Genomic DNA, 18,899 nt, shown 5'->3' on the forward strand with positions numbered 1-18,899 from the left:
TTGCTTCCCCCGTCGTCCCGTTCAGCTGGCAGGGGGACCTGCCAGCTGGTTCGGCGTCAGACGAACAGGAAGTTGCCGTGATCCAGGTTGGCCGAATTCACATTCTTCAACAGGATGGAATCGGCCGAGGTGAGCTGGATCAGCGTGTCGGAACCTGATTGCGAAATCTGCAGGTGGCTGTAGTCGGCCACCAGTGATTTCAGGATTTCGATCGTGTCGTGGTTCGCCGCGGCTCCGGCGTGGAAGCTCTTGATCTGGTCGTTGCCGCCGTCGAACATGACGGTGGTCGTGCCCGGCGCCGCGGAGAAGACGTCGTTGCCGCTGCCGCCGGCCAGTGTCAGTCCCGCAGTCACCGCCGTGACAGCGTGGGTGCCATCGGTGTTGAGGACGTCGATCGAGAGCAGCGAGCCGCTGGTATTGTAGCTGTCGTGCTCGACGGCGCCCGGCAGGCCGGCGACCTTGAACTTGAAGACGTCGGACGTTCCATCGGCGTTGTTGATGGTTTCGGTCGCCTTGACCCCGGTGCTGTCGTAGACGTCGGAGACCTTGCTGCCGTCCGACTTGACGACCTGCGTGTAATCGAGCGTACCGTCCGCGTGCGACCGGGTGATCGAGGTCATCTTGCCCGCGGCGTCGATGTGCTGCTGCTCCGTGACGTAGCTCTTGCCGGTGATGTTGTAGATCGTGTTGTCGTGCGAGCCGTCGGCGTTATTGGCGTAGACCGCGGTCTTGACGCCCGACGTGAACACGGTGGTCGAGTTGGAGCCGTCCTTGTTCAGCACGTAGTCGCTGGTGAGGCTGCCGCTGCCGTCGAACAGCTTCGTTTCCTTGGTGCCGTCGGCGTTGACGACGTAGATCGACGAGTTCAATCCGTTCGCGTAGTTCGTCGTCGTCACGTCGCCGCCCGCCGTCTTGTGAACGTCCTGGACCAGAGCTCCCGACGAGTTGTACGTGTCCGTCGTGGTCGATCCATCGGTGGCGTTCAGGATCTCGCTCGTCTTGTGACCGGTGCTGTCGTAGAGGTCCGTGACCTTGCTGCCGTCGCTGTTGATCACCTGCTTGTAGGCAAGCGAATCATCGGCATGAAGGCGGGTCAGGGCCGTAAGCGCGCCGGCGGCGGTGAGGTGTTGGATCTCGGTCGTATAGCTCTGGCCCGTGATGTTGTAGAAGGTGTTGTCATGGCTGCCGTCGGCATGGGTGACATAGAGCTTCGTCTTGACGCCGGCGGAGTAGACCGTGTTCGAGGACGAACCGTCCTTGTTCTGGACCAGGTCGCTGGCGATGATCCCGCTGGAATCGTACAGCTTGGTGTCCTTTGACCCGTCGGCGTTGACCACGTAGACCGACGCCAGCTTGGCGCCGTTGTAGTTCGTCGTCGTGGTGTCGCCGGAGTTCGTCTTGGAGATCTCCTGCTTCAATGCGCCGGTCGATGCATCGTAGATGTCGGTCGTCGTGCCCGACGACGTGACGGTGATGACCGAGATCTTGTGGCCCGTGGAATCGTACTGGGTCGTGACCTTGCTGCCGTCGCTGTTGACCACCTGGCTATAGGCCATCGAGCCGTCGGCATGGGTACGGCTGACAAGAAGCAGCTTTCCGCTCGGATCGATGTGGTCGTGCTCGTTGGTATAGGACTGGCCGGTGATGTTGTAATAGTAGTTGTCGTGGCTGCCGTCGGCATTGGTGCCATAGACCTTGGTCTTGACGCCAGCCGTGTAGAGCGTGTTCGAGGACGAGCCGTCCTTGTTCTGGATCAGGTCGCTCGCGATGATGCCGTTGGAATCGTACAGCTTCGACTCCTTCGACCCGTCGGCGTTGACTACGTAGACCGACGCCAGCAGCGAGCCGTTGTAGTTGGTCGTGGTCACGTTGCCGGAGGTCGTCTGCACGACCTGCTGCTTGAGCGCGCCCGCGGTGGTATAGAAATTGGTCGTGGTGGCCGTCGACGTTATGGTGACGGCCGAGGTCTTGTGGCCGGTCGAGTCGTACTGGGTCGTGACCTTGCTGCCGTCGCTGTTGAACACCTGGCTGTAGGCCATGGTGCCGTCCGCATGGGTGCGGCTGACCGACAGCAGCTTGCCGCTCGCGTCGAGGTGATCGTGCTCGCCGGTATAGGACTGGCCGGTGATGTTGAAATAATAGTTATCGCGGCTGCCGTCCGCGTTGGTGACGTAGGCCTTGGTCTTGACGCCTGCCGTATAGAGCGTGGTCGACGACGAGCCGTCCGCGTTCTGGACCACGTCGCTCGCGATGACGCCCTTGGCGTCGTACAGCTTGGAGTCCTTCGAGCCGTCGGCGTTGACGACGTAGACGGACACCAGCAGCGAACCATTGTAGTTCGTGGTGGTCACGTTGCCGGAGGTCGTCTGCACGACGGTCTGCTTGAGAACGCCGGCTGTGGTGTAGAAATCGGTGCTGGTCGCCGTCGATGTCACGGTGACGACAGAGGTCTTGTGGCCCGTGGCGTCGTACTGGGTCGTGACCTTGCTGCCGTCGCTGTTGTAGACTTGGCTGTAGGCCATCGAGCCGTCGGCATGCATCCGGACGACTGATAGAAGCCTCCCGCCCGCGTCGAGCTGGTCGTGCTCGCTGGTATAGGACTGGCCGGTGATGTTGTAATAGTAGTTGTCGTGGGTGCGGTCGGCATTGGTGACGTAGACCTTGGTCTTGACGCCGTTCGAATAGAGCGTGTTCGAGGACGAGCCGTCCTTGTTCTGAACGAGGTCCGCGGTGAGATTGCCGCTCGTATCGTAGGTCTTGGTGTCCTTGTCGCCGATCGCCGAGACGGTGACGTCACGCACCATCTTGCCGCCGGTATAGGCGATGTTCTCCGACGAGCCGTCGGTATTGAGCGTCACCTTGCTGGTGATGACGCCGTCGGTGAAGTTGGACGTGCTGGTCGACAGAAGCTTTGCGGAGGAGTCGTAGACCCTGGTGACGCTCCAGGTGTCGGTCGAGTTGGTGACGGAGAACTGGTAGCCGCCCTGGATGGCTGCGAGCGCCTTCCCGTAATGCGAGATCATGTACGCCATGGTGGCATCGGAGGCGACCGGAAGCACGTGGGTGTCGGTGAGCGTGATGGTCTTAAGCGAATCCGAGGCGTTCAGGTCGGACATCTGCGACACGATGTCGGCGGCGGTTCCGCTGACGTCGGTCACGGCGGGCGGTGCAGAGCCGCCTCCTGCGGGAGCGTCGATCTCGATGATGAGCGGGTGGTCCGTGATCGGAACCACGATCTGGCTGACATCGGTGTAGGTCGCGATCGGCGAGCTGCCCTTTAGGGGGTCATAGACGTTGATCAGGTGGTGGACGCTGCCCAGGTTGACGGTAACCGATATCGTCGGATTCGCGATCTCGGTGTCGGTGGCGTCGTTCCAGACCTTGGGTTCCGCCCAGACCACGAGCTCATAGGCGCCGTTGCTCTTGCCGAGAACCATGCTGTTCCCGCTCGCCGGCATGTTGTCGAGCGTGTAGTTCAGCGAGGCAGTCGGCGTGTGGCCGCCCTTGCCGTCGTCGGCCAGGATCGACGTCAGATTGTGGACCGCGGTCGCCGCGAGCTTCGGGGTTCCGTCGGCGTTGAACAGGCCCCAGTGCGATTCGGGATCCGTAGGGTCGTTGCTCGCCGAGGCGTCCAGCAATTGATAGAGATAGGTGGTGCTGACGCCATCCTTGTAGGCATCGACCAGCGTGTTCAGGATCGATTTCGCCTGTACGTTCTCGCTGGCGCCGACATACGGGGTATCGCTCTTGGTCGTATATCCGGTCTCGGTGATCACGACCGGTTTGCCGCCGGTGACCGACGTGGCGTTACCGAGCAACTGCTCGAGGGCGGTTTCGGGTGTCAGGCCGGTGCTGACATAGGCGTGAGAGTTGGCGTAGTCGGTCGACCCCGACATGTTTCCGAGATTGGCGTAGTCGGCCGAGTCATTGTAGCCGATCGACAAATTGTAGACGGGAATGTCCTTGAGCGCGGCGTCCGCCTTGATGGCGCTGTAATAGACAGCCTGGAACTGCGCCGCGGCCGAGACGCTCGAACTCCCATTATAGCTGAAGCCCTGGATGTTGACCTCGTTGAGGCCTTCCAGTGCGATGACGCTGCCGGGATGGCTGGCCGCGAACTCTTTTACGGATTCCAGATAAGACTGGAGCGCAGCCGCGCCGCCGGCCGGAACGCCCGACGGAACCACGAGGTCGAATTTGTAACCGTCCTTCGCAAGTCCCTCGACGATCGGTTGCGCTTCCGGGCTCGTGGCGAGTCCGCCCCGCAGTTTCGTCACCCCGAGATATCTAAGATTGTCCTCGACGAGGGCGAGGTTGTCGTAGGCGCCCCAGGAATATCCAACGTGAACATTGACGCCGATGGAACTGACAAAGGTGCTCGCCGACAGGATCGTCTGATCTGGTGATGAGGTAGTCATCGGTATTTCGGAGCCTTTTCTGAAACGCGAGAGTTCGGTGCCGCCTGCGTCTGTCGTATCGGCCAATCTCTGTTTTTCGAGTTGGTGAGATCGGTAAAAATGGAAGCACCCGGAGATTTTCTCACCGACGCTTCCTGCGCGACGCCCACAGCGCACGAATCTGCGTGGACTGAGATTGATCGATGAAGACCACGGCAATGTGCTTGCAGCGTGACGTTCGAATGGCGATGCAACGACGATGTTCGATCGATGTTGTGCCGGTGCCTAATCGAAACGCATTTGCTTGTCGCGCGAGCAGCCTTGCTTCGAATCTATTGTGTTAAGCGCCGTTAAGCCTGTGGCGTGGGCGGATCGAGTTGCCCGAGAGTCACGACCGCAAAAAATATCGATCGAACTTCGAATGTGACAGTTGTTCGGGCGTTGAAGGCTTGCAGCACGCTTCCGAATTTTCCCGCGTGCATCGGGAAGTGAGAAAGTAAGTCTATGGAACTCGCTACCGGAGTTTTGCTTTCTCTGCTGGTCGCTGCGACATTCGTGTCGACGTCAATGCAGAAGGATATCGAGTCTGTCTTTGGCCGATGAAGAAACGCCTCGTTGATGTGCAGGGTCAGTCGACCGAACGACGCCGACCAGATGAGAGGTCCAATCTGTGTGCACGAGGGCCGCGATCGGTGCGTCGACGGCGGGACAATCGGTCGCGGACCCGGCGGGCAAGGGGCCGGGGGACGTTTCAACCGGGCGTTGCTTGCGGAATTTGAAGGGAACGCCGACTTCCGGCGGAAGCCGCGAACCCGAGAAGCGGACTTCGGACGTCGTCCGCGGTGCCGGGGCGGAGTGTCGCAGATCCGCAACGTCAATATGTTAGGCGCGCAATGCTGTTGCGGGCAAACCGCTGGCACGGCATGGAATTTGCCGCTAAGCACTGACCGAAATGTCGTCGATTGAACGGAGTAAGGCCATTCCCATGCAAGATCCCGCCCCGAATGTCATGTTTCTGGTTGAGGTCGTGAATTGCAATGACGGGATTGCATCCTATTGCGAGACCCTGGCCACGGGATTGCATGGCCGGGGCGTGCAGATCCACCTGGTCTCCGGTGCCGTGCGCTCGGACGAGAAGTCCGAATACAAGCGTCAGAAGCTGGCGGCGGCCGTCAAGGAATGGCACGTCATTCCGGGACTTCGGAAGTTGCCCTCGCTGTCGATCTTCATGCAGCTGTTGAAGCTGATCCGGAAGAACAACATCACGGTGATCAACGTCCACGGGCTGGGCATGCTGATGTGGGGCAGGCTGCTCGCGCTGCTCACCGGCGCGCGCTGCGTCGCGACCTATCATCCCTCGGTGCTCGGGAACATCGAGAAGGTGCAGAATGCGCCGCAATCGACCTTCAGCCCGGTCCAGGTCCTGTTCTTCAACCTCTTCTTTCCCCACACCCTCATCCTGATGTCGGAGGAATCGCTCCGGCATCTGCGCCGCTACGTGCTGTTCGGCAAGAACCGGATCGCCAAGGTCTATGGCGGCGTCGACACGGTTCATTTCCGCCCGCCCTCGGATGCCGAGCGCCGCGATGCGCGCGCGAAATTCGGCGTTGGCGACGGTGAGTTCATGTGCCTGTTGGCGGCCCGTCTCGCCTGGGTGAAGGGCCACGACCTCCTCATCAAGGCGGCGCGCAAGATCCGCGACGGCGCCAGTTCTCCGCCGATCGACATCAAATGCTACTTTGTCGGCAGCGGCGGAGCCGAGCGCGAGAAGGAAATCAAGTCGTTCGCTTATGCTGGCGAGAAGGACAAGGACACCTTCAAGTTCCTCGGGTTCATGGGCGACGTCCGCGAAATCCTCTGGGCCGCCGACGTGTTCGCGCTGCCGAGCCGGTTCGAGGGATTCCCGCTCGGCGTTGCCGAAGCCATGGCGACGGGCCTCGTTCCGGTCCGGACTCCGGCGGGCGGCGCGACTGATCAGATCATCCAGGGCCAGACCGGCTTCATCGTCCCGTTCGAGGACGTCGACGCGCTCGTCGGTGCGCTCGAGAAGGTGGCCGACCCCGCGATGCGCGCCGCGCTGTCGCGCAATGCTCTTGCGCGCGCCCAACAATATTTCGGTGTCGGGCCGATGGTCGACGAGACTCTCAGGATCTACGGTTTGACCGGCGATACCAGCGGCAACGCGCTGGCTCACGCGGTGAAGGCCTGATCCTAACTGCGTGCCGAGGCCAGCAGATCGCCTCGCCACGTCACCAGAACGACGGCGAGGCCGGCAAAGACGATCTTTCCCGCGAGCCAGGTCAGGGAGTCCGACGGAGCTGCCGCGAGCATCGCGATCGCGGCGGCCGCGACGGTAGCTTCCAGGATCAGCAGCGCCTTTGGCGCCGCCCTGAACCGGATCAGCGGACCGCTGGCGAAGAGGATGATGAGCGCGGTGGCCAATGCCGCGCTCGCGATCTGTCCCGCCACCGATATGTGCAGCAACGCGCCGATCGAGGACGCCGCCGACACGAGCAGCAGCTGGCACGCCGCAACGACCACCAGCCTCGTCGCCGATTTGGTCAGATGCGGCACGATCGCGAGCGTGGCCTGAAGGTGGGTGTGAAGGAAGTAGAAGATCGCCGCGACCGGCGCCGCGTTGAGGAAATCGACCAGCAGATCGGCGGGCACGAACAGATGCGCCGCGTCTGGCAGGAGGCCGATCAGCCCGCCCAGCATCACGATCGTCGCGCAGAGGATGAATTCGAGCATGCGGGCGGTTGCCCTGCGCGCTTCGCCGTCGACGCCGCGCTCGAACTGGACCACGACATTGGGATAGCAGACGGTGTGAATGGCGGCCACCAGGACCGAGAACGGTCGTTGCAGAAGGTCGATCGCCATCGAGAAGCCGGCCGCTCCGGTCGACGCCCGGCCGAGCGTGGCGATCACGATCAGGCGCAGGGTGACGGGTACGGAGAGATGAATGACGGAGGCGGCCGCAGCCATGATGCCGTAGCGGCAGAAATTGCCCCAGTCGGTCAGCATGGCGCGTCGCGACGCGCGCCGTAGCGAGGTGCGATGCACGACCAGGCTCAGGAGAAGCACCGCGCCGTAGCTCGCGGCCATGCCGCACAGCGTCGCTGCAGCCGTGCCGTGGAGCAGCGCGCCCGTGACCGCGCCGGCCAGAAGCACGCTGGCACGCAGGATCAGGAGGACGGACGCGGTCCCCAGCCGGTCGGATACGCGGACAATCATGAAATAAAGGTCGGTGGCGCCTTGCAGCACGGCCATCGCCAGCGCGAGGGCGACGACGCTCGTCTCGAGCGTGCCCAGCAGTCCCGCCACGCCGCCGACGAGCAGCAGCACCAGCGCGCTGAGCAGCCCGGCGCTGAACAGCGAGAACCGCAGGCGCGCGGCCTCTTCTCCGGAAGCTGCGGCGAGGAAACGAACGCCGGCCAGCTGCAGCCATTCGAACACGAAGACGCAGAACAACTGGCTCGTCGCCAGCGCCAGCGAGAACGAGGTGTACTGGGCCGGCGAGAGGATATGGCTGACGGCGAAGATCAGAATGATCGCGGACGCACTCTGGTAGATATAGCTGCCGAATGCGAGCAGGCTGATCATGTCTGGCAATGCGTGAGAAAGAACATGGCGGGATGGTTGAGGGCCATTGGCGGCATCTGCGTCAGCTTCGGCTATGTGCGAGGCGTGCCGCGGCCGCGCGTGAGCTCGTCGTAGACGTTGCGATAGCCGGCGACGACGTCGTCAAAAACCCATTTGTCGATGCCGGACTTCAATCGCTCGCTCATCTCCACGATCTGCTGCGGCGCTTCGATGATCGCCGAAATGCTCTTGGCGATCGAGGCGGGATCGGGCGACGTCAGCCAGCCGGTCACGCCAGGCTTGATCGCCTCCTGAATGCCGCCGAACGGCGTGCCGAGCAGGGGTTTGCAGGCGGCCTGCGCGTCGGCGACGACGAGCGGGCAGGGATCTTCCCAGACCGAGGGGACGACCACCACGTTCACCTGTTCGTAAAACTGCTTCGGCTGTACGAAGCCGAGAAATTCGATCCGTGCATTCGGAGCGAGCGCCTTGAGCTGCTTCTGCTGGCTCTCGGTTGTGTGGCCTGCGATGACGAGCCGAAACCGGTCAGGCGGAATCGTCGCGATGGCGCGCACGAGATTGTAGATGCCCTTCTCTTCGGTCAGGCGTCCGATGAAGCCGAACGTGACGGTGCCGTCGACCATCGCGGTGTCTGCGTTGCCGACGTCGGCGGTCGAGGCGTTTCGAATGACGATCTTCAGCGGTGTCTGCGTGAACAGGCCGAGCTGGGTATGGATGTCGAGAATGCGCTGGCTGACGCCGACGACGGCATCCAAATGTCTCGTCGCCCCGCGACGGCGAAGGGTCAGGATCTGACAGCTCATGCAGCTCGATTCGCAGGCATGTCCGTCCGAGAAGCGCGAGCAGCGCGGGCAGGTGAGATAATAGTCGTGAAGCGTGTGCAGGACCGGAATGCCGAGCTCGGCGGCGGTCCGCCACACCGCGGTCGTCAGGCCGGAGAGATTGTTCGAGTGCAGGATGTCAGGCTTGAAGGCCTTGATGCGCGCCGCAACGAGCTCCGACATTGTCTGCCAGTCCTCGATCGCGTGCCAGATGCCGCGCACCGGCGAACTGTGCTGCTTGGCGAAAGGGAAATAGATGTTGTGTACGGGCGCCGAATACACGTCGATGCCGTTGCAGGTCTCCATCTGCTGGTTCGATGCGGACGCGGCACGTATCACTTCCACGCCGTCGTTCTGCCCGACCAGGGTCTCGGCGAGGCGGCGGACGAACGTTTCCGCGCCCCCGACCACCTTCGGTGCCAATGGCGTTGGATAGAGGGATGACGTGATAAGGATCTTCATCGAAAAGGTCTGTCCAGCTATCCTGCCAAATGGCTTTGCTGAAATCTCCGTTTCGGCTTATTGCCGGTTGGTTCGATTGTTGTTCAAATAGACGTCCAAATATTGTCCTGTCACTGAATCCGCCGAAAACCTCTCGGCGAATCCTGGCTGCGGAGGCCGGGAGACTTTCCAGTGTGACCTTTCGTTGACGGCCTTCAGCATCAATTCTCCCAGTCGCCTATGATCGCTGGGCTCGTAGGACCCAACCATATTGGAAAACCCCGCGATCTCGGGAATCCCACCGGCCGTCGAGCAAATCGTCGCCCGGCCGGCGTTGATGCTTTCGATCAACGTGCGCGGCAGCGGCTCCGGCCAGACCGAACTCACCAGGCAGACGTCGATGCTGGCATAGAATTCAGCTGCCTTGGCAAAGCCAAGCCATTCGATCTTCTTTCCGCTGCGGCTTTTTAGCCCCCGCACGTAATCCTCAAGCCCTTTTCCGGCGATTTTCAGTTGCCAGCCCTCGTCGGGAAGCTGCTCGGCCGCCTTGAGGACTACCTCGATACCTTTTTCAGCCTCGAGCCGCCCGATGAACCCGAATATCAGATCATCCGAGCTCGAAGCTGGTGACGGCACCACGGAGCTTGGATCGGCGATGTTGAAGATGACGCGGCCATCGGTGCCGGGGAAATATTTCAGCCTGGTGTGCTGGTCGAGCACGAATTGGCTGTTCGAGACCACCGCATCGACCATACGCGAGGCTAGCAGATAAGGCGACGTCATGGCGGCGCAGACGGTGCAGCGCTGTGCGCATGTCGCATCGCCCCGAAACAGCGTCGAGCGTTTGCAGAGCAGGGAATAGTCGCGCAGGGTGTGCACGATCCTGATGTTGCGCCGCCTGGCTTCCGACCACAGCGAGACCGAGAAGCCCGTGAGGTTGTTGGTGTGGACGACGTCGGGCTTCTCGATGTCGAGAATTTCGGCGAACCGCGCCGCGGATTTGCGATTCCATGTGTCCTTGAGATGCCACTTCAGGCGCTGGACCGAGGAGGGCTTCCTGTCGTTGCCGAAAGGCCAGTAGTCGTTGTCCATCGGCACGCGGTATACGCGCACGCCCTTGAGTTCGTCGATCGTGCGTTCCTGCTTGTTCTGAAGGCAGACCACGGACACCTGATGGCCGCGCTGGACGAACGCCTCCGCGAGCAGCGACACAGACACTTCGGCGCCCCCGATGATCTCGGGCGGATAGAGCGTGTTAACGATCAGTATTTTCAAGGATAGCCTCGGATTAGCAGCCCGCCGCAGCGTCAGTTCGATGGCCGGATCTCGAAATCCGGCACGGCCGTGCCCTTGACGCTGACAAGCAACGGCGTTGTCGATAACGCCGTCCAGGCGCCGGCGGCAGGGCCCGGCGCTTGCTGACATACATATCTGATCTCGGCATTGGGTTCCGCATTTTTTAATCGAACTTCGAAGCGCTTCGACGCAGTCTCCGACCAAAGCGCGAGTTTCGTTTCCGATCCACTGTCACTGCGAATCTGCACGACGCCGGGCGCCGGCGCGGTTCGCGTTGCCTTCAGGCTGGTGCGGATGAAGGCCCAGCTTTCGCGAATGGAACACACGGCAGGCTTCGGCGAATTGTCGAAATGATAAATGCCGAAATTGTCCTCCAGTTCACCAGGCTTCGTCCCACTGTCCTTCAGCTCATAGAGCCATATCCCCTTGAGCCAGGGACCGGCGGTCGAGGCCCAGAGGATGATCTGCGCCATGTTGTCGGCGGCAAGCTGCTCGGTCACGCCGCATTTCGCGCTTGGTGTCGGCCAGCCCGTTTCGGTCAGATAGATCGGATAGTCGGGATTGCCGGTCGCCTGTGCGACGCGTTGATGAAGATTTTGCAGCCGTTCGATCGCCTCGGCTGCGGTCCGCCCGGCCGGTGACAGGCAATGGTTGTAGATGTGAATGGACATCCCGTCCGCGATACGAAGCAGGTCGGTCTTCAGCAGGGCGTCGGTCCATTTCCAGCCGGGATCGTCGCCCAGCGCTCCGACCACGAAGGGCGCGGACGGCGCCGCCTGCTTGACCGCGGGCTGCACCGATCGGGCGAGCGTCACATAATTTTCGACGGTGAACAGCGGCTCCGCGCGCGCTCTGAGATTGTACTCGTTCCACAATTCGAAGATCGGCTGCCGTGATGCGACCGCTTGCGCGGCTGTCGCGGCATAGGTGACGAATCTTTGGCGCGCTTCGTCGGTCGTCGGCGGATCGGAATTCGGGACGAGATGGTGGCCGGTCCCGAGAATGAGCAGCGGGATTCCGACGCCGGACCTGATCTGGGTCTCGAGGCGGCCGTTCAGGGCATTGAAGCCGAGCCGCTTGCCGGGCAGCTCGAAATCCGACCAGGGGAAGTCGTCGCGGAACGAGGTGACCCCCAGCTCCTTCATCTGCTTGATGGCGGTCGCGGGCACATAGCCGCGGGCGCTGGTGACGCCGCCGAGGCCCTGGTGCGTGCCGACGCCCAGCAGGAAGCGCTGATCGAGCGGCTGCGCATTCTGTGCGTCTGCAGGATATGAGAGGCCGGCCGCGACGCAGAGCCCGCACATCAACATCCGGAAACGACGCAGTGCGCGTTTCCTGTTTTGCTCGGTCACGCTCGTGTCCACTCCTGCTCGCGTCAACCCGACAAGGCTAATACTCTTCTGTGGCCCCAATGGGGTAGGGCCGCCTTGTCTGCACGCTCGTCATTGAGCGCGCTGAGTTGGGCTATTTGGAGTTCACGACCACCGAGCTGATGTTGTCCGCGTTGGCGGTTGCCGCGTTCAGCGGGGCCATGAGCTTGATGAATTCGATCGACGGCGATTCCGCCACCGAGATCACGTCGTGATCGCGCATCCTGAACGTATCCGCCTGGAACCAGCCGTCCGGCTTGCTCATGTCGAACTTGTAGACGGCAGGGACCGACTTGGTCGGGAACTGGGATACGGCGATGCCGATCCTCTCCAGCAGCGGCTTGGGCTCGAAACGGTAGACGTAGATGGACTTGGAGTCCGCACGGGCGCCGTCGAGACCGCCTGCCTTCGCGATGGCTTCAGCCAGCGACATGTTGTCGTTCTCGAACGTGAAACGACGGTTGTTGGTGCCGCCGATCGATCCCGGCGATGGCGTCGAACCGAACACCATGTAGACGCGCGGAATGCGGGTCAGGAAGACGACGTCGCCCGGGGCGAGCAGCGCATCCTCGTTGGGGTTGTGCACGACCGAGGACATCGTCTCGCTGTAGGTGCGGCCCTCGCGCTTGATCGTGATCGTGCTCTCGTAGGACGGATATTTCGGGCCGCCGGCGCGCGCGATCGCGCCCATCAGGCGAATCCCGCCCGGATCGACCGGGAAGCGGAGCGGCGAGTTGACTTCGCCGAGCACGCTGATCTGGTTGCCGCGCTGTTCCGCCACGCTCACGACGGCCTGTGGGTCGATGGCGCGATCCTTGAGACGCTCGCGGATGATGTTCGAAACGGCGCGCGGCGTCAGCCCTGCAACCTTGATCGATCCGGCGTAGGGGATGTTGATGTTGCCGGACTGGTCGACCTGCTGTCGCGGAATGTCGACGAAGTTGCCCGGCCGCACGCCTGCTTCGCGCGGAATGAACAGGCCGCCTGCCTGCGCTTCATACACGGTCACGGTGACGATGTCGCCGATGCCGATCGTGACGTCGCGGTAGTTGCCGCCGGGAAGGCGGGAGAACACCATTCCGGCGGAGTCCGTGAACGCGTTGGTCGCCTGCAGGATCGCCGGATTGACCGGCATCAGGGCATAGGCGAGCGGCGCGGTCGGCTCGGTGATCAGCGCTGCATTTGTTTGCGTCGCGACGGCATCAGGAGCGTCTAACGGAATGAAGCTACCGCAACCCGTCAAGGAGAAGCTGATCGCAGCAGCGGCCAGGATTCGGCTAATACCGAAATCAAAATCAAAACGTTCGGTCTTAGCCACCACTATTCCCTCGCACTCATCTAAAATCGGAATCACCGTACAAATCCCGTGCTGCGGAGTCACTGCTACGTCTTCGACTTTATGGTAAAGCACTTGTGGCTGTGACCTTATTGCCACTTGTGAACGTGGATACACGCCGAAATCTCTGTCCAAAATTTGTGCGGAACATCCTCTTAAATAAGCAGTTCGCAAACCATACATACACGTGTCAGATCGATGTCACGATTGAGACTGCGATCGAACCAATGAGCAGCGCGCGGCGACGGACTGCAGATGCGACGGCATTGTTGCGAGATGACATTGCCATGAACTTCAAGTGTTGGATCCCGTCCTGAGTGATCCTGCGTTGTGTTTTCGTCGTCCTGCGGCGGGCATGGCGCCAGAGCGGACGTTCTCGCCGGGTCATCGGACCAATGTTTCTGCGACGGGATTCCACCTCCGTTAACGCTTAGATTTGGAAGCTGGCGTCACGCTGGCGTCCGTAAGGTCTTCCTAATCCTGATCCGGCTAGTGGTCGGCCAAACAAAAGGAAGGCGAAGACGATGTTGCACACCGGATCACTGCTGTTCGCGGCCGGCTTTCTCACCTGCGCGATGATCGTCGCATCGGCCATTGCGTGGTCGTTCTCCGATAAACGCGTGAATGACGGCGAGTTCGCGCAGGGCGATGCCCGCCGGCTGGCCTGATCAGCCGGTCGCTACGATCGCAGATTGTTCGGGAAATCGGACTGCAGCTTCGCTTGCTGCCCGGATTCGCTCATCCGCACATGCACGACGTCGGCATAGACCTGGCTGAGCGTGCGGTGGGTCTGTTCGATGTCGTAGAGGCGGGTGAAACGCTCATATCCGGCACGGCCGACCGCAGCCAGGTCGAGCCTGGTTGCGCGTTGAAAACCTTCAACCAGCTTTTCGGCCGAGACTTCGTCGCACAGCACGCCCGTCGCATTGTCTTCGACGATTTCCGGCAGGGCGCCGATGCGGAAGGCAATGATCGGCTTGGCCGCCCGCATCGCTTCGATGGCGACCAGGCCAAACGCCTCCCAGCGCGAGGGAATCGCGACCATGTCGGCCTGGTCGAGCTCGGCTTCGATCTGGTTGCGGTTCATCCAGCCCAGAAACGAGACGTTGGCGGGCAGATCGCTTCTGCGGAATTTGCTGACGACCGAGGCGCCGATCAGGCGCACGTCGAGCTTGTCTCCGAGTGCGCGCGCCGCCTCGATCAGGAGATCGTAGCCCTTCTGACGGTCGAGGCGCCCGATGAAGAGGACCTTGATCTTCTCCGATCGCCATTGCGCTGCGCCCTTGTCGAGCGCAGGACGCTGCTTGGAAATCCCGTTGTGCACAAGAACCAGGCGATTCGCCGCGATTCCGACCTGCTTGGCGTCGGCCTGCTCGCTTTCCGAGATGCAGACGATGCGATGGGTGAATTTCGACAGCACGAGCTCGGTGAACTTCGTCACCTCGCGGCTGAGGCGGCCGGTTTCGCGGCCGAAGGCCCAGCCGTGCGGGCAATAGACGATGCGCGAGCGCCGATAGGTGAGCCAGAGCACCGGGCGCACCACGAGCCCGGCGAACGACGAGTGCAGGTGGATGACGTCAGGACGAAGCTGCCGGACCGCGCGCATGGTCGCAAACAGCATGCGAAACAGGCCGACCGCGTTGCGTCCGTCGCGCGGAAACGTGGTGACCGCGTCGTCCTCGATGTTCACCAGGTCGCTGCGATGGTCGGAGGGAACGACATAGTTGACGTTGCCGGGACCGAAGCTCGCGCTCTGATGCGGATGCAGCTCGTTGAGGTAGGTCGCGATGCCGCCACGGACCGTTTCGGCGACATGCAGAATCTTCAGGCCGCTGGACAACGGTCATTCCTTCCTTGTCTTGAAGGCGCCAGATATTGGAGACGCCGGATCTTGCAGACGCACGTCTAACCTCGCTAAGCAGCAATAATCGGGCCGCGTCATTGTTTCGCACGGTCGGATGTGGATCGGGATGCCGGTTTGGCGAGGAATTCGAGCATCGCTGCGGCGGACTTGGCCCAGGAATATGTCGTAAGGCGCTGCCGCTGCTTCTCCTGTTCCACCGGCGAGATCCTGCCGAGTTCGATTCTTTCGCGCATCCGTGCCGACAGCTGGTCCGCGTTGAGCGGATCGAAATAGACGGCGGCATCGTTGCAGGTCTCGCGCACGGCGTCGGCGGAACTCGCGATCACCGGACAGGCGAAGAACATCGCCTCCAGGGGAGGCACGCCGAATCCCTCATAAAGGCTCGGAAACACGAATGCGGCGGCCTGGGAGAACAGCGCGGCAATCTCCTCGTCCTTCAGGCGCCCCGCGATGACGACGCCGGACCTCGACTCCGTGGCCGCGCCTCCGAACACTTTGCTGTTATCGCCTCCGACCACGACCAGCGGAAAGTCAGCGCGGCCAAGCTGCTCGGCGGCGCGAATGGCCGTATCGACATTCTTGTTCTTCGTCATCGAGCCGACGAAGAGGAAGAATTGATGGGGCGCAAGACGCAGCTTGTCGATGATCGAGAAGTCGGGCGCGACGGTCGCAAAATGTTCCGCGCTGTTCGCAATGACGGGGATCGAAGCCGGATCCAGCGACAGCACCTCGGCAAGTTCGTTGCGTGAAAACGCCGAAACTGTTGCGATCGTTGCCGTGCGCGCCAGCAGATGCCCGAGCGTCCGGTGCAGGGCGAGGTAGCGCCAGCTGAAGAAGTCCGGCCGCCGGAAAACCTGCGCGTCGTGAATCACGACGAGATGGTCGCGGTGGAGTACGGGGCCGGAATTGGCGAGACTGACGAGACGGGTGCCGGCCGCGGCGCGCGCCAGATCGATCTGGTCCCACGCGTGCCCCTGCAATGATCCGATCTGCTTGATGGCGATGCGGCGAAGACCTGGAAGCGTCTGCGCATTCGGCGGCGCAAGGATTTGCCACTCTGCATCCAGCAGTTGCTGCGGAGCCTCTCCGCTCGCGAGCAAGCGGTCCATCGCCTTGACGATCTCGGCGGCGTAACGCTGCACGCCCGTGAGCGATTGTGACAGGAACCTGCCGTTGATGGAGAGTTTCAAAGTCGATCTTTTTCTTTGCGGGTTCTTGCGCGAACAATGCCCGAGGACTGAGCATCAGGCGCCGAATATACGTCCTATGACGTCTAGCACATGTGGCGCTATCGTCCGAGCATCCTTGCAGGCGGATAGCATGCGATGGTGCATGACGCCATCATGTTTCCTACACATTTCGATGCGCTTACATGGGCCGACTGATTTGATGATTGTCGTGACTGTCCAAACCTTGCCTCTCATGTCCTGGTCTGGCAATGCTCCGCGGAATGAACGAGATGACAACTTTGCGGCCAGTGATCGTTACCGGCGCTGCCGGCTTTATCGGAATGCATGTTTGTGAACGGCTGTTGGCACGTGGCGAGCAGGTCGTCGGCATCGATGCAATCACTCCGTATTACGATCCCGCGCTGAAGCGTGCGCGTCTCGCAACGCTCGAACACCATCCAGGGTTCAAATTCCACAAGATCGATCTCGCAGACTTCGCCGCAGTGACGCGCGTCTTCGACGAGGTCTCGCCCGATCGCGTCGTGCATCTGGCGGCGCAGCCCGGCGTGCGCGCGTCGATCGACGATCCCATCACCAGCATCCGGGCCAATTGTGACGGCTTTGTCACCGTGCTCGAAGCCGGCCGGCGCCATGGTCTGGCGCATCTCGTCTACGCCTCGTCGAGTTCGGTGTACGGCGCCAACCGCACCTTGCCGTATTCGACCGAGCATTCGGTGAACCATCCGGTCAGCCTTTACGCCGCAAGCAAGAAGGCTAACGAACTGATGGCGCATACGTTCGCGCATGTTCACAAGCTGCCGGTGACCGGGCTTCGCTTCTTCACCGTCTACGGCCCGTGGGGCCGGCCCGACATGGCCGCCTATCTGTTCACGCGCGCGATCTTCGCGAATGAGCCGATCAGGATTTTCAATAAAGGCGACATGTGGCGCGACTTCACCTATGTCGACGACATCGTCGAAGGGGTGATCCGCACCCTCGATCGGCCTGCGGCGCCGAATCCCGCGTGGAATGCCGAGCGGCCGGAAAATTCGTCGAGCTATGCGCCGTATCGCGTCTACAACATCGGCAACAACAGGTCGGTCAACCTGATGGAGTTTGTCGAGACGCTCGAGAAGATCATCGGCAAGCCGGCGATCCGCCAGCTGTTGCCGATGCAGGCCGGCGACGTCCTGGAGACGCGCGCCGACATTTCCGCGCTCCAGCGCGACGTCGGCTTCTCGCCGTCCACGTCGATCGCGGATGGGCTCGGCCGCTTCGTCGAATGGTATCGGAAGTACCACGGCGTCTGATTCCGCGGGCGACGGCACCTGCGTGTCGTCCGGGAATGCCGGCTCTTAAGCCGGTTCTTGCGCTGGTTCTTGCGCTTTTGACCGCCGGCGGCCTTGTCAGCGGGCGCGAACGGTGGTTATCCCGTCCTTCTGAACCTCTTTGACCCCGAACCAGGCGCGGGCCCATGGCTGAGCGGATCGCTCTCATCACCGGCGTGACCGGTCAGGACGGCGCCTATCTCGCCGAATACCTGCTGTCGCTCGGCTATGTCGTGCACGGCATCAAGCGGCGCTCGTCCTCGTTCAACACCGCGCGCGTCGATCACCTCTACCAGGACCCGCATGTCGGCAACGTGCCGTTCCTGATGCACTATGGCGACATGACGGATTCGACCAATCTGATCCGCCTGGTGCAGCAGATCCGGCCGACCGAGATCTACAATCTCGCAGCTCAAAGCCACGTCGCCGTCAGCTTCGAGAGCCCGGAATACACCGCCAACGCCGACGCCATCGGCGTGCTGCGCCTCCTGGAAGCGATCCGCATCCTCGGCATGGAGAAGGAGACGCGGTTCTACCAGGCCTCGACCTCCGAGCTCTACGGCCTGGTGCAGGAGATCCCGCAGAAGGAGACGACGCCGTTCTATCCGCGCTCGCCCTATGGCGTTGCAAAACTCTACGGCTACTGGATCACGGTGAACTACCGCGAAGCCTACGGCATGTTCGCCAGCAACGGCATCCTGTTCAACCATGAGAGTCCGATCCGCGGCGAGACCTTTGTGACCCGCAAGATCACCCGCGGCGTCGCGCGTATCGAGGTCGGGTTGGAACAGACGCTCTATCTCGGCAATCTCGAAGCCAAGCGCGACTGGGGCCATGCCAGGGACTATGTCGAGGGCATGCACAGGATCCTGCAGGCCGACAAGCCCGACGACTTCGTGCTTGCCACCGGCGAGATGCGCTCGGTGCGCGAGATGGTCGAGCTGTCCTTTGCGCATGTCGGCCGCCGCATCGCATGGCGCGGCAAGGGCGTCGAGGAGACCGGCGTCGACGAGACGAGCGGTAAGACCGTGGTGAAGATCGATCCGACCTATTTCCGTCCGACCGAGGTCGATCTCCTCGTCGGCGACGCCAGCAAGGCGCGCGAGGTGCTCGGCTGGGCGCCGAAGCGCAGCTTCGCCCAGCTCGTCGAGGAGATGATGACGAGCGACCTGGCGGAGGCAAAACGGGATGCGGCCAGTGGCAAACGCACCGTTTGAGCTGAGGGGCAAAAGCGTCTATGTCGCCGGCCATCGCGGCATGGTCGGAGCCGCGCT

12 protein-coding genes are annotated in these 18,899 nt (G+C 61.9%); 4 read left to right on the top strand and 8 right to left on the bottom strand.

Annotated elements, in window-relative coordinates; translation table 11 throughout:
* Positions 1–56 precede the first annotated feature (56 nt).
* Positions 57–4,418 (bottom strand): RHS repeat protein, encoded by a 4,362-nt coding sequence (locus IVB46_RS41370; RefSeq protein ID WP_247314522.1) that lies wholly within the window; start codon positions 4,416–4,418, stop codon positions 57–59.
* A gap of 964 nt (positions 4,419–5,382) precedes the next feature.
* Between IVB46_RS41370 and IVB46_RS41375 the strand changes: the two genes are divergently transcribed.
* A complete protein-coding gene (locus IVB46_RS41375) occupies positions 5,383–6,606 on the top strand; it encodes a glycosyltransferase family 4 protein (protein WP_247314520.1) in 1,224 nt (407 codons plus the stop codon).
* A 2-nt stretch (positions 6,607–6,608) separates the two neighbouring features.
* Here IVB46_RS41375 and IVB46_RS41380 read toward each other — a convergent pair whose 3' ends face one another.
* The 5 genes from IVB46_RS41380 to IVB46_RS41400 all read right to left on the bottom strand — a co-directional run bounded on the left by IVB46_RS41380 (position 6,609) and on the right by IVB46_RS41400 (position 13,246).
* The gene (locus IVB46_RS41380) at positions 6,609–8,000 is read right to left on the bottom strand and encodes a hypothetical protein (protein ID WP_247314519.1); all 1,392 of its coding nucleotides are present in this window, start codon (positions 7,998–8,000) and stop codon (positions 6,609–6,611) included.
* Between the two features lie 71 nt (positions 8,001–8,071).
* Positions 8,072–9,283, bottom strand: coding sequence for a glycosyltransferase family 4 protein (locus tag IVB46_RS41385; protein ID WP_166350071.1), 1,212 nt, complete (start codon positions 9,281–9,283; stop codon positions 8,072–8,074).
* Between the two features lie 57 nt (positions 9,284–9,340).
* Positions 9,341–10,687 (bottom strand): glycosyltransferase family 4 protein, encoded by a 1,347-nt coding sequence (locus IVB46_RS41390; RefSeq protein WP_247314517.1) that lies wholly within the window; start codon positions 10,685–10,687, stop codon positions 9,341–9,343.
* Complete coding sequence (locus IVB46_RS41395) at positions 10,570–11,862, bottom strand: hypothetical protein (RefSeq protein ID WP_247314666.1); 1,293 nt, start codon at positions 11,860–11,862, stop codon at positions 10,570–10,572. The genes IVB46_RS41390 and IVB46_RS41395 overlap by 118 nt, the downstream gene beginning before the upstream one ends.
* A 160-nt stretch (positions 11,863–12,022) precedes the next feature.
* A complete protein-coding gene (locus IVB46_RS41400; protein WP_247345485.1) occupies positions 12,023–13,246 on the bottom strand; it encodes a polysaccharide biosynthesis/export family protein in 1,224 nt (407 codons plus the stop codon).
* A gap of 542 nt (positions 13,247–13,788) precedes the next feature.
* Between IVB46_RS41400 and IVB46_RS41405 the strand changes: the two genes are divergently transcribed.
* Positions 13,789–13,932: a hypothetical protein gene (locus IVB46_RS41405; protein WP_166084269.1), complete on the top strand. Its 144-nt coding sequence runs from the start codon at positions 13,789–13,791 to the stop codon at positions 13,930–13,932.
* 11 nt (positions 13,933–13,943) lie between these two features.
* Here the strand turns inward: IVB46_RS41405 and IVB46_RS41410 are convergent, their stop codons facing one another.
* Together IVB46_RS41410 and IVB46_RS41415 are read right to left on the bottom strand one after the other, a co-directional pair.
* The gene (locus IVB46_RS41410) at positions 13,944–15,104 is read right to left on the bottom strand and encodes a glycosyltransferase (protein ID WP_081369340.1); all 1,161 of its coding nucleotides are present in this window, start codon (positions 15,102–15,104) and stop codon (positions 13,944–13,946) included.
* A 98-nt stretch (positions 15,105–15,202) separates the two neighbouring features.
* Positions 15,203–16,318, bottom strand: a complete 1,116-nt coding sequence (locus IVB46_RS41415) for a glycosyltransferase family 1 protein (RefSeq protein WP_247314513.1) — start codon at positions 16,316–16,318, stop codon at positions 15,203–15,205.
* Between the two features lie 269 nt (positions 16,319–16,587).
* Here IVB46_RS41415 and IVB46_RS41420 point away from each other — a divergent pair, with 269 nt between their 5' ends.
* Both IVB46_RS41420 and gmd read left to right on the top strand, forming a co-directional pair.
* Complete coding sequence (locus IVB46_RS41420; protein WP_038960118.1) at positions 16,588–17,607, top strand: NAD-dependent epimerase; 1,020 nt, start codon at positions 16,588–16,590, stop codon at positions 17,605–17,607.
* 164 nt (positions 17,608–17,771) lie between these two features.
* Complete coding sequence (gene gmd / locus IVB46_RS41425) at positions 17,772–18,842, top strand: GDP-mannose 4,6-dehydratase (RefSeq protein ID WP_247314511.1); 1,071 nt, start codon at positions 17,772–17,774, stop codon at positions 18,840–18,842.
* Positions 18,843–18,899 lie beyond the last annotated feature (57 nt).

The organism is Bradyrhizobium sp. 61 (assembly GCF_023073075.1).
GTDB classification, from domain to species: Bacteria; Pseudomonadota; Alphaproteobacteria; order Rhizobiales; family Xanthobacteraceae; genus Bradyrhizobium; species Bradyrhizobium barranii.

What these genes read in the sequence shown, in the direction of transcription:
- IVB46_RS41370 (WP_247314522.1), bottom strand. Translation starts at nt 4,418, where the DNA reads ATGACTACCTCATCACCAGATCAGACGATCCTGTCGGCGAGCACCTTT.
- IVB46_RS41375 (WP_247314520.1), top strand. Translation starts at nt 5,383, where the DNA reads ATGCAAGATCCCGCCCCGAATGTCATGTTTCTGGTTGAGGTCGTGAAT.
- IVB46_RS41380 (WP_247314519.1), bottom strand. Translation starts at nt 8,000, where the DNA reads ATGATCAGCCTGCTCGCATTCGGCAGCTATATCTACCAGAGTGCGTCC.
- IVB46_RS41385 (WP_166350071.1), bottom strand. Translation starts at nt 9,283, where the DNA reads ATGAAGATCCTTATCACGTCATCCCTCTATCCAACGCCATTGGCACCG.
- IVB46_RS41390 (WP_247314517.1), bottom strand. Translation starts at nt 10,687, where the DNA reads ATGTCAGCAAGCGCCGGGCCCTGCCGCCGGCGCCTGGACGGCGTTATC.
- IVB46_RS41395 (WP_247314666.1), bottom strand. Translation starts at nt 11,862, where the DNA reads ATGTGCGGGCTCTGCGTCGCGGCCGGCCTCTCATATCCTGCAGACGCA.
- IVB46_RS41405 (WP_166084269.1), top strand. Translation starts at nt 13,789, where the DNA reads ATGTTGCACACCGGATCACTGCTGTTCGCGGCCGGCTTTCTCACCTGC.
- IVB46_RS41420 (WP_038960118.1), top strand. Translation starts at nt 16,588, where the DNA reads ATGACAACTTTGCGGCCAGTGATCGTTACCGGCGCTGCCGGCTTTATC.
- gmd (WP_247314511.1), top strand. Translation starts at nt 17,772, where the DNA reads ATGGCTGAGCGGATCGCTCTCATCACCGGCGTGACCGGTCAGGACGGC.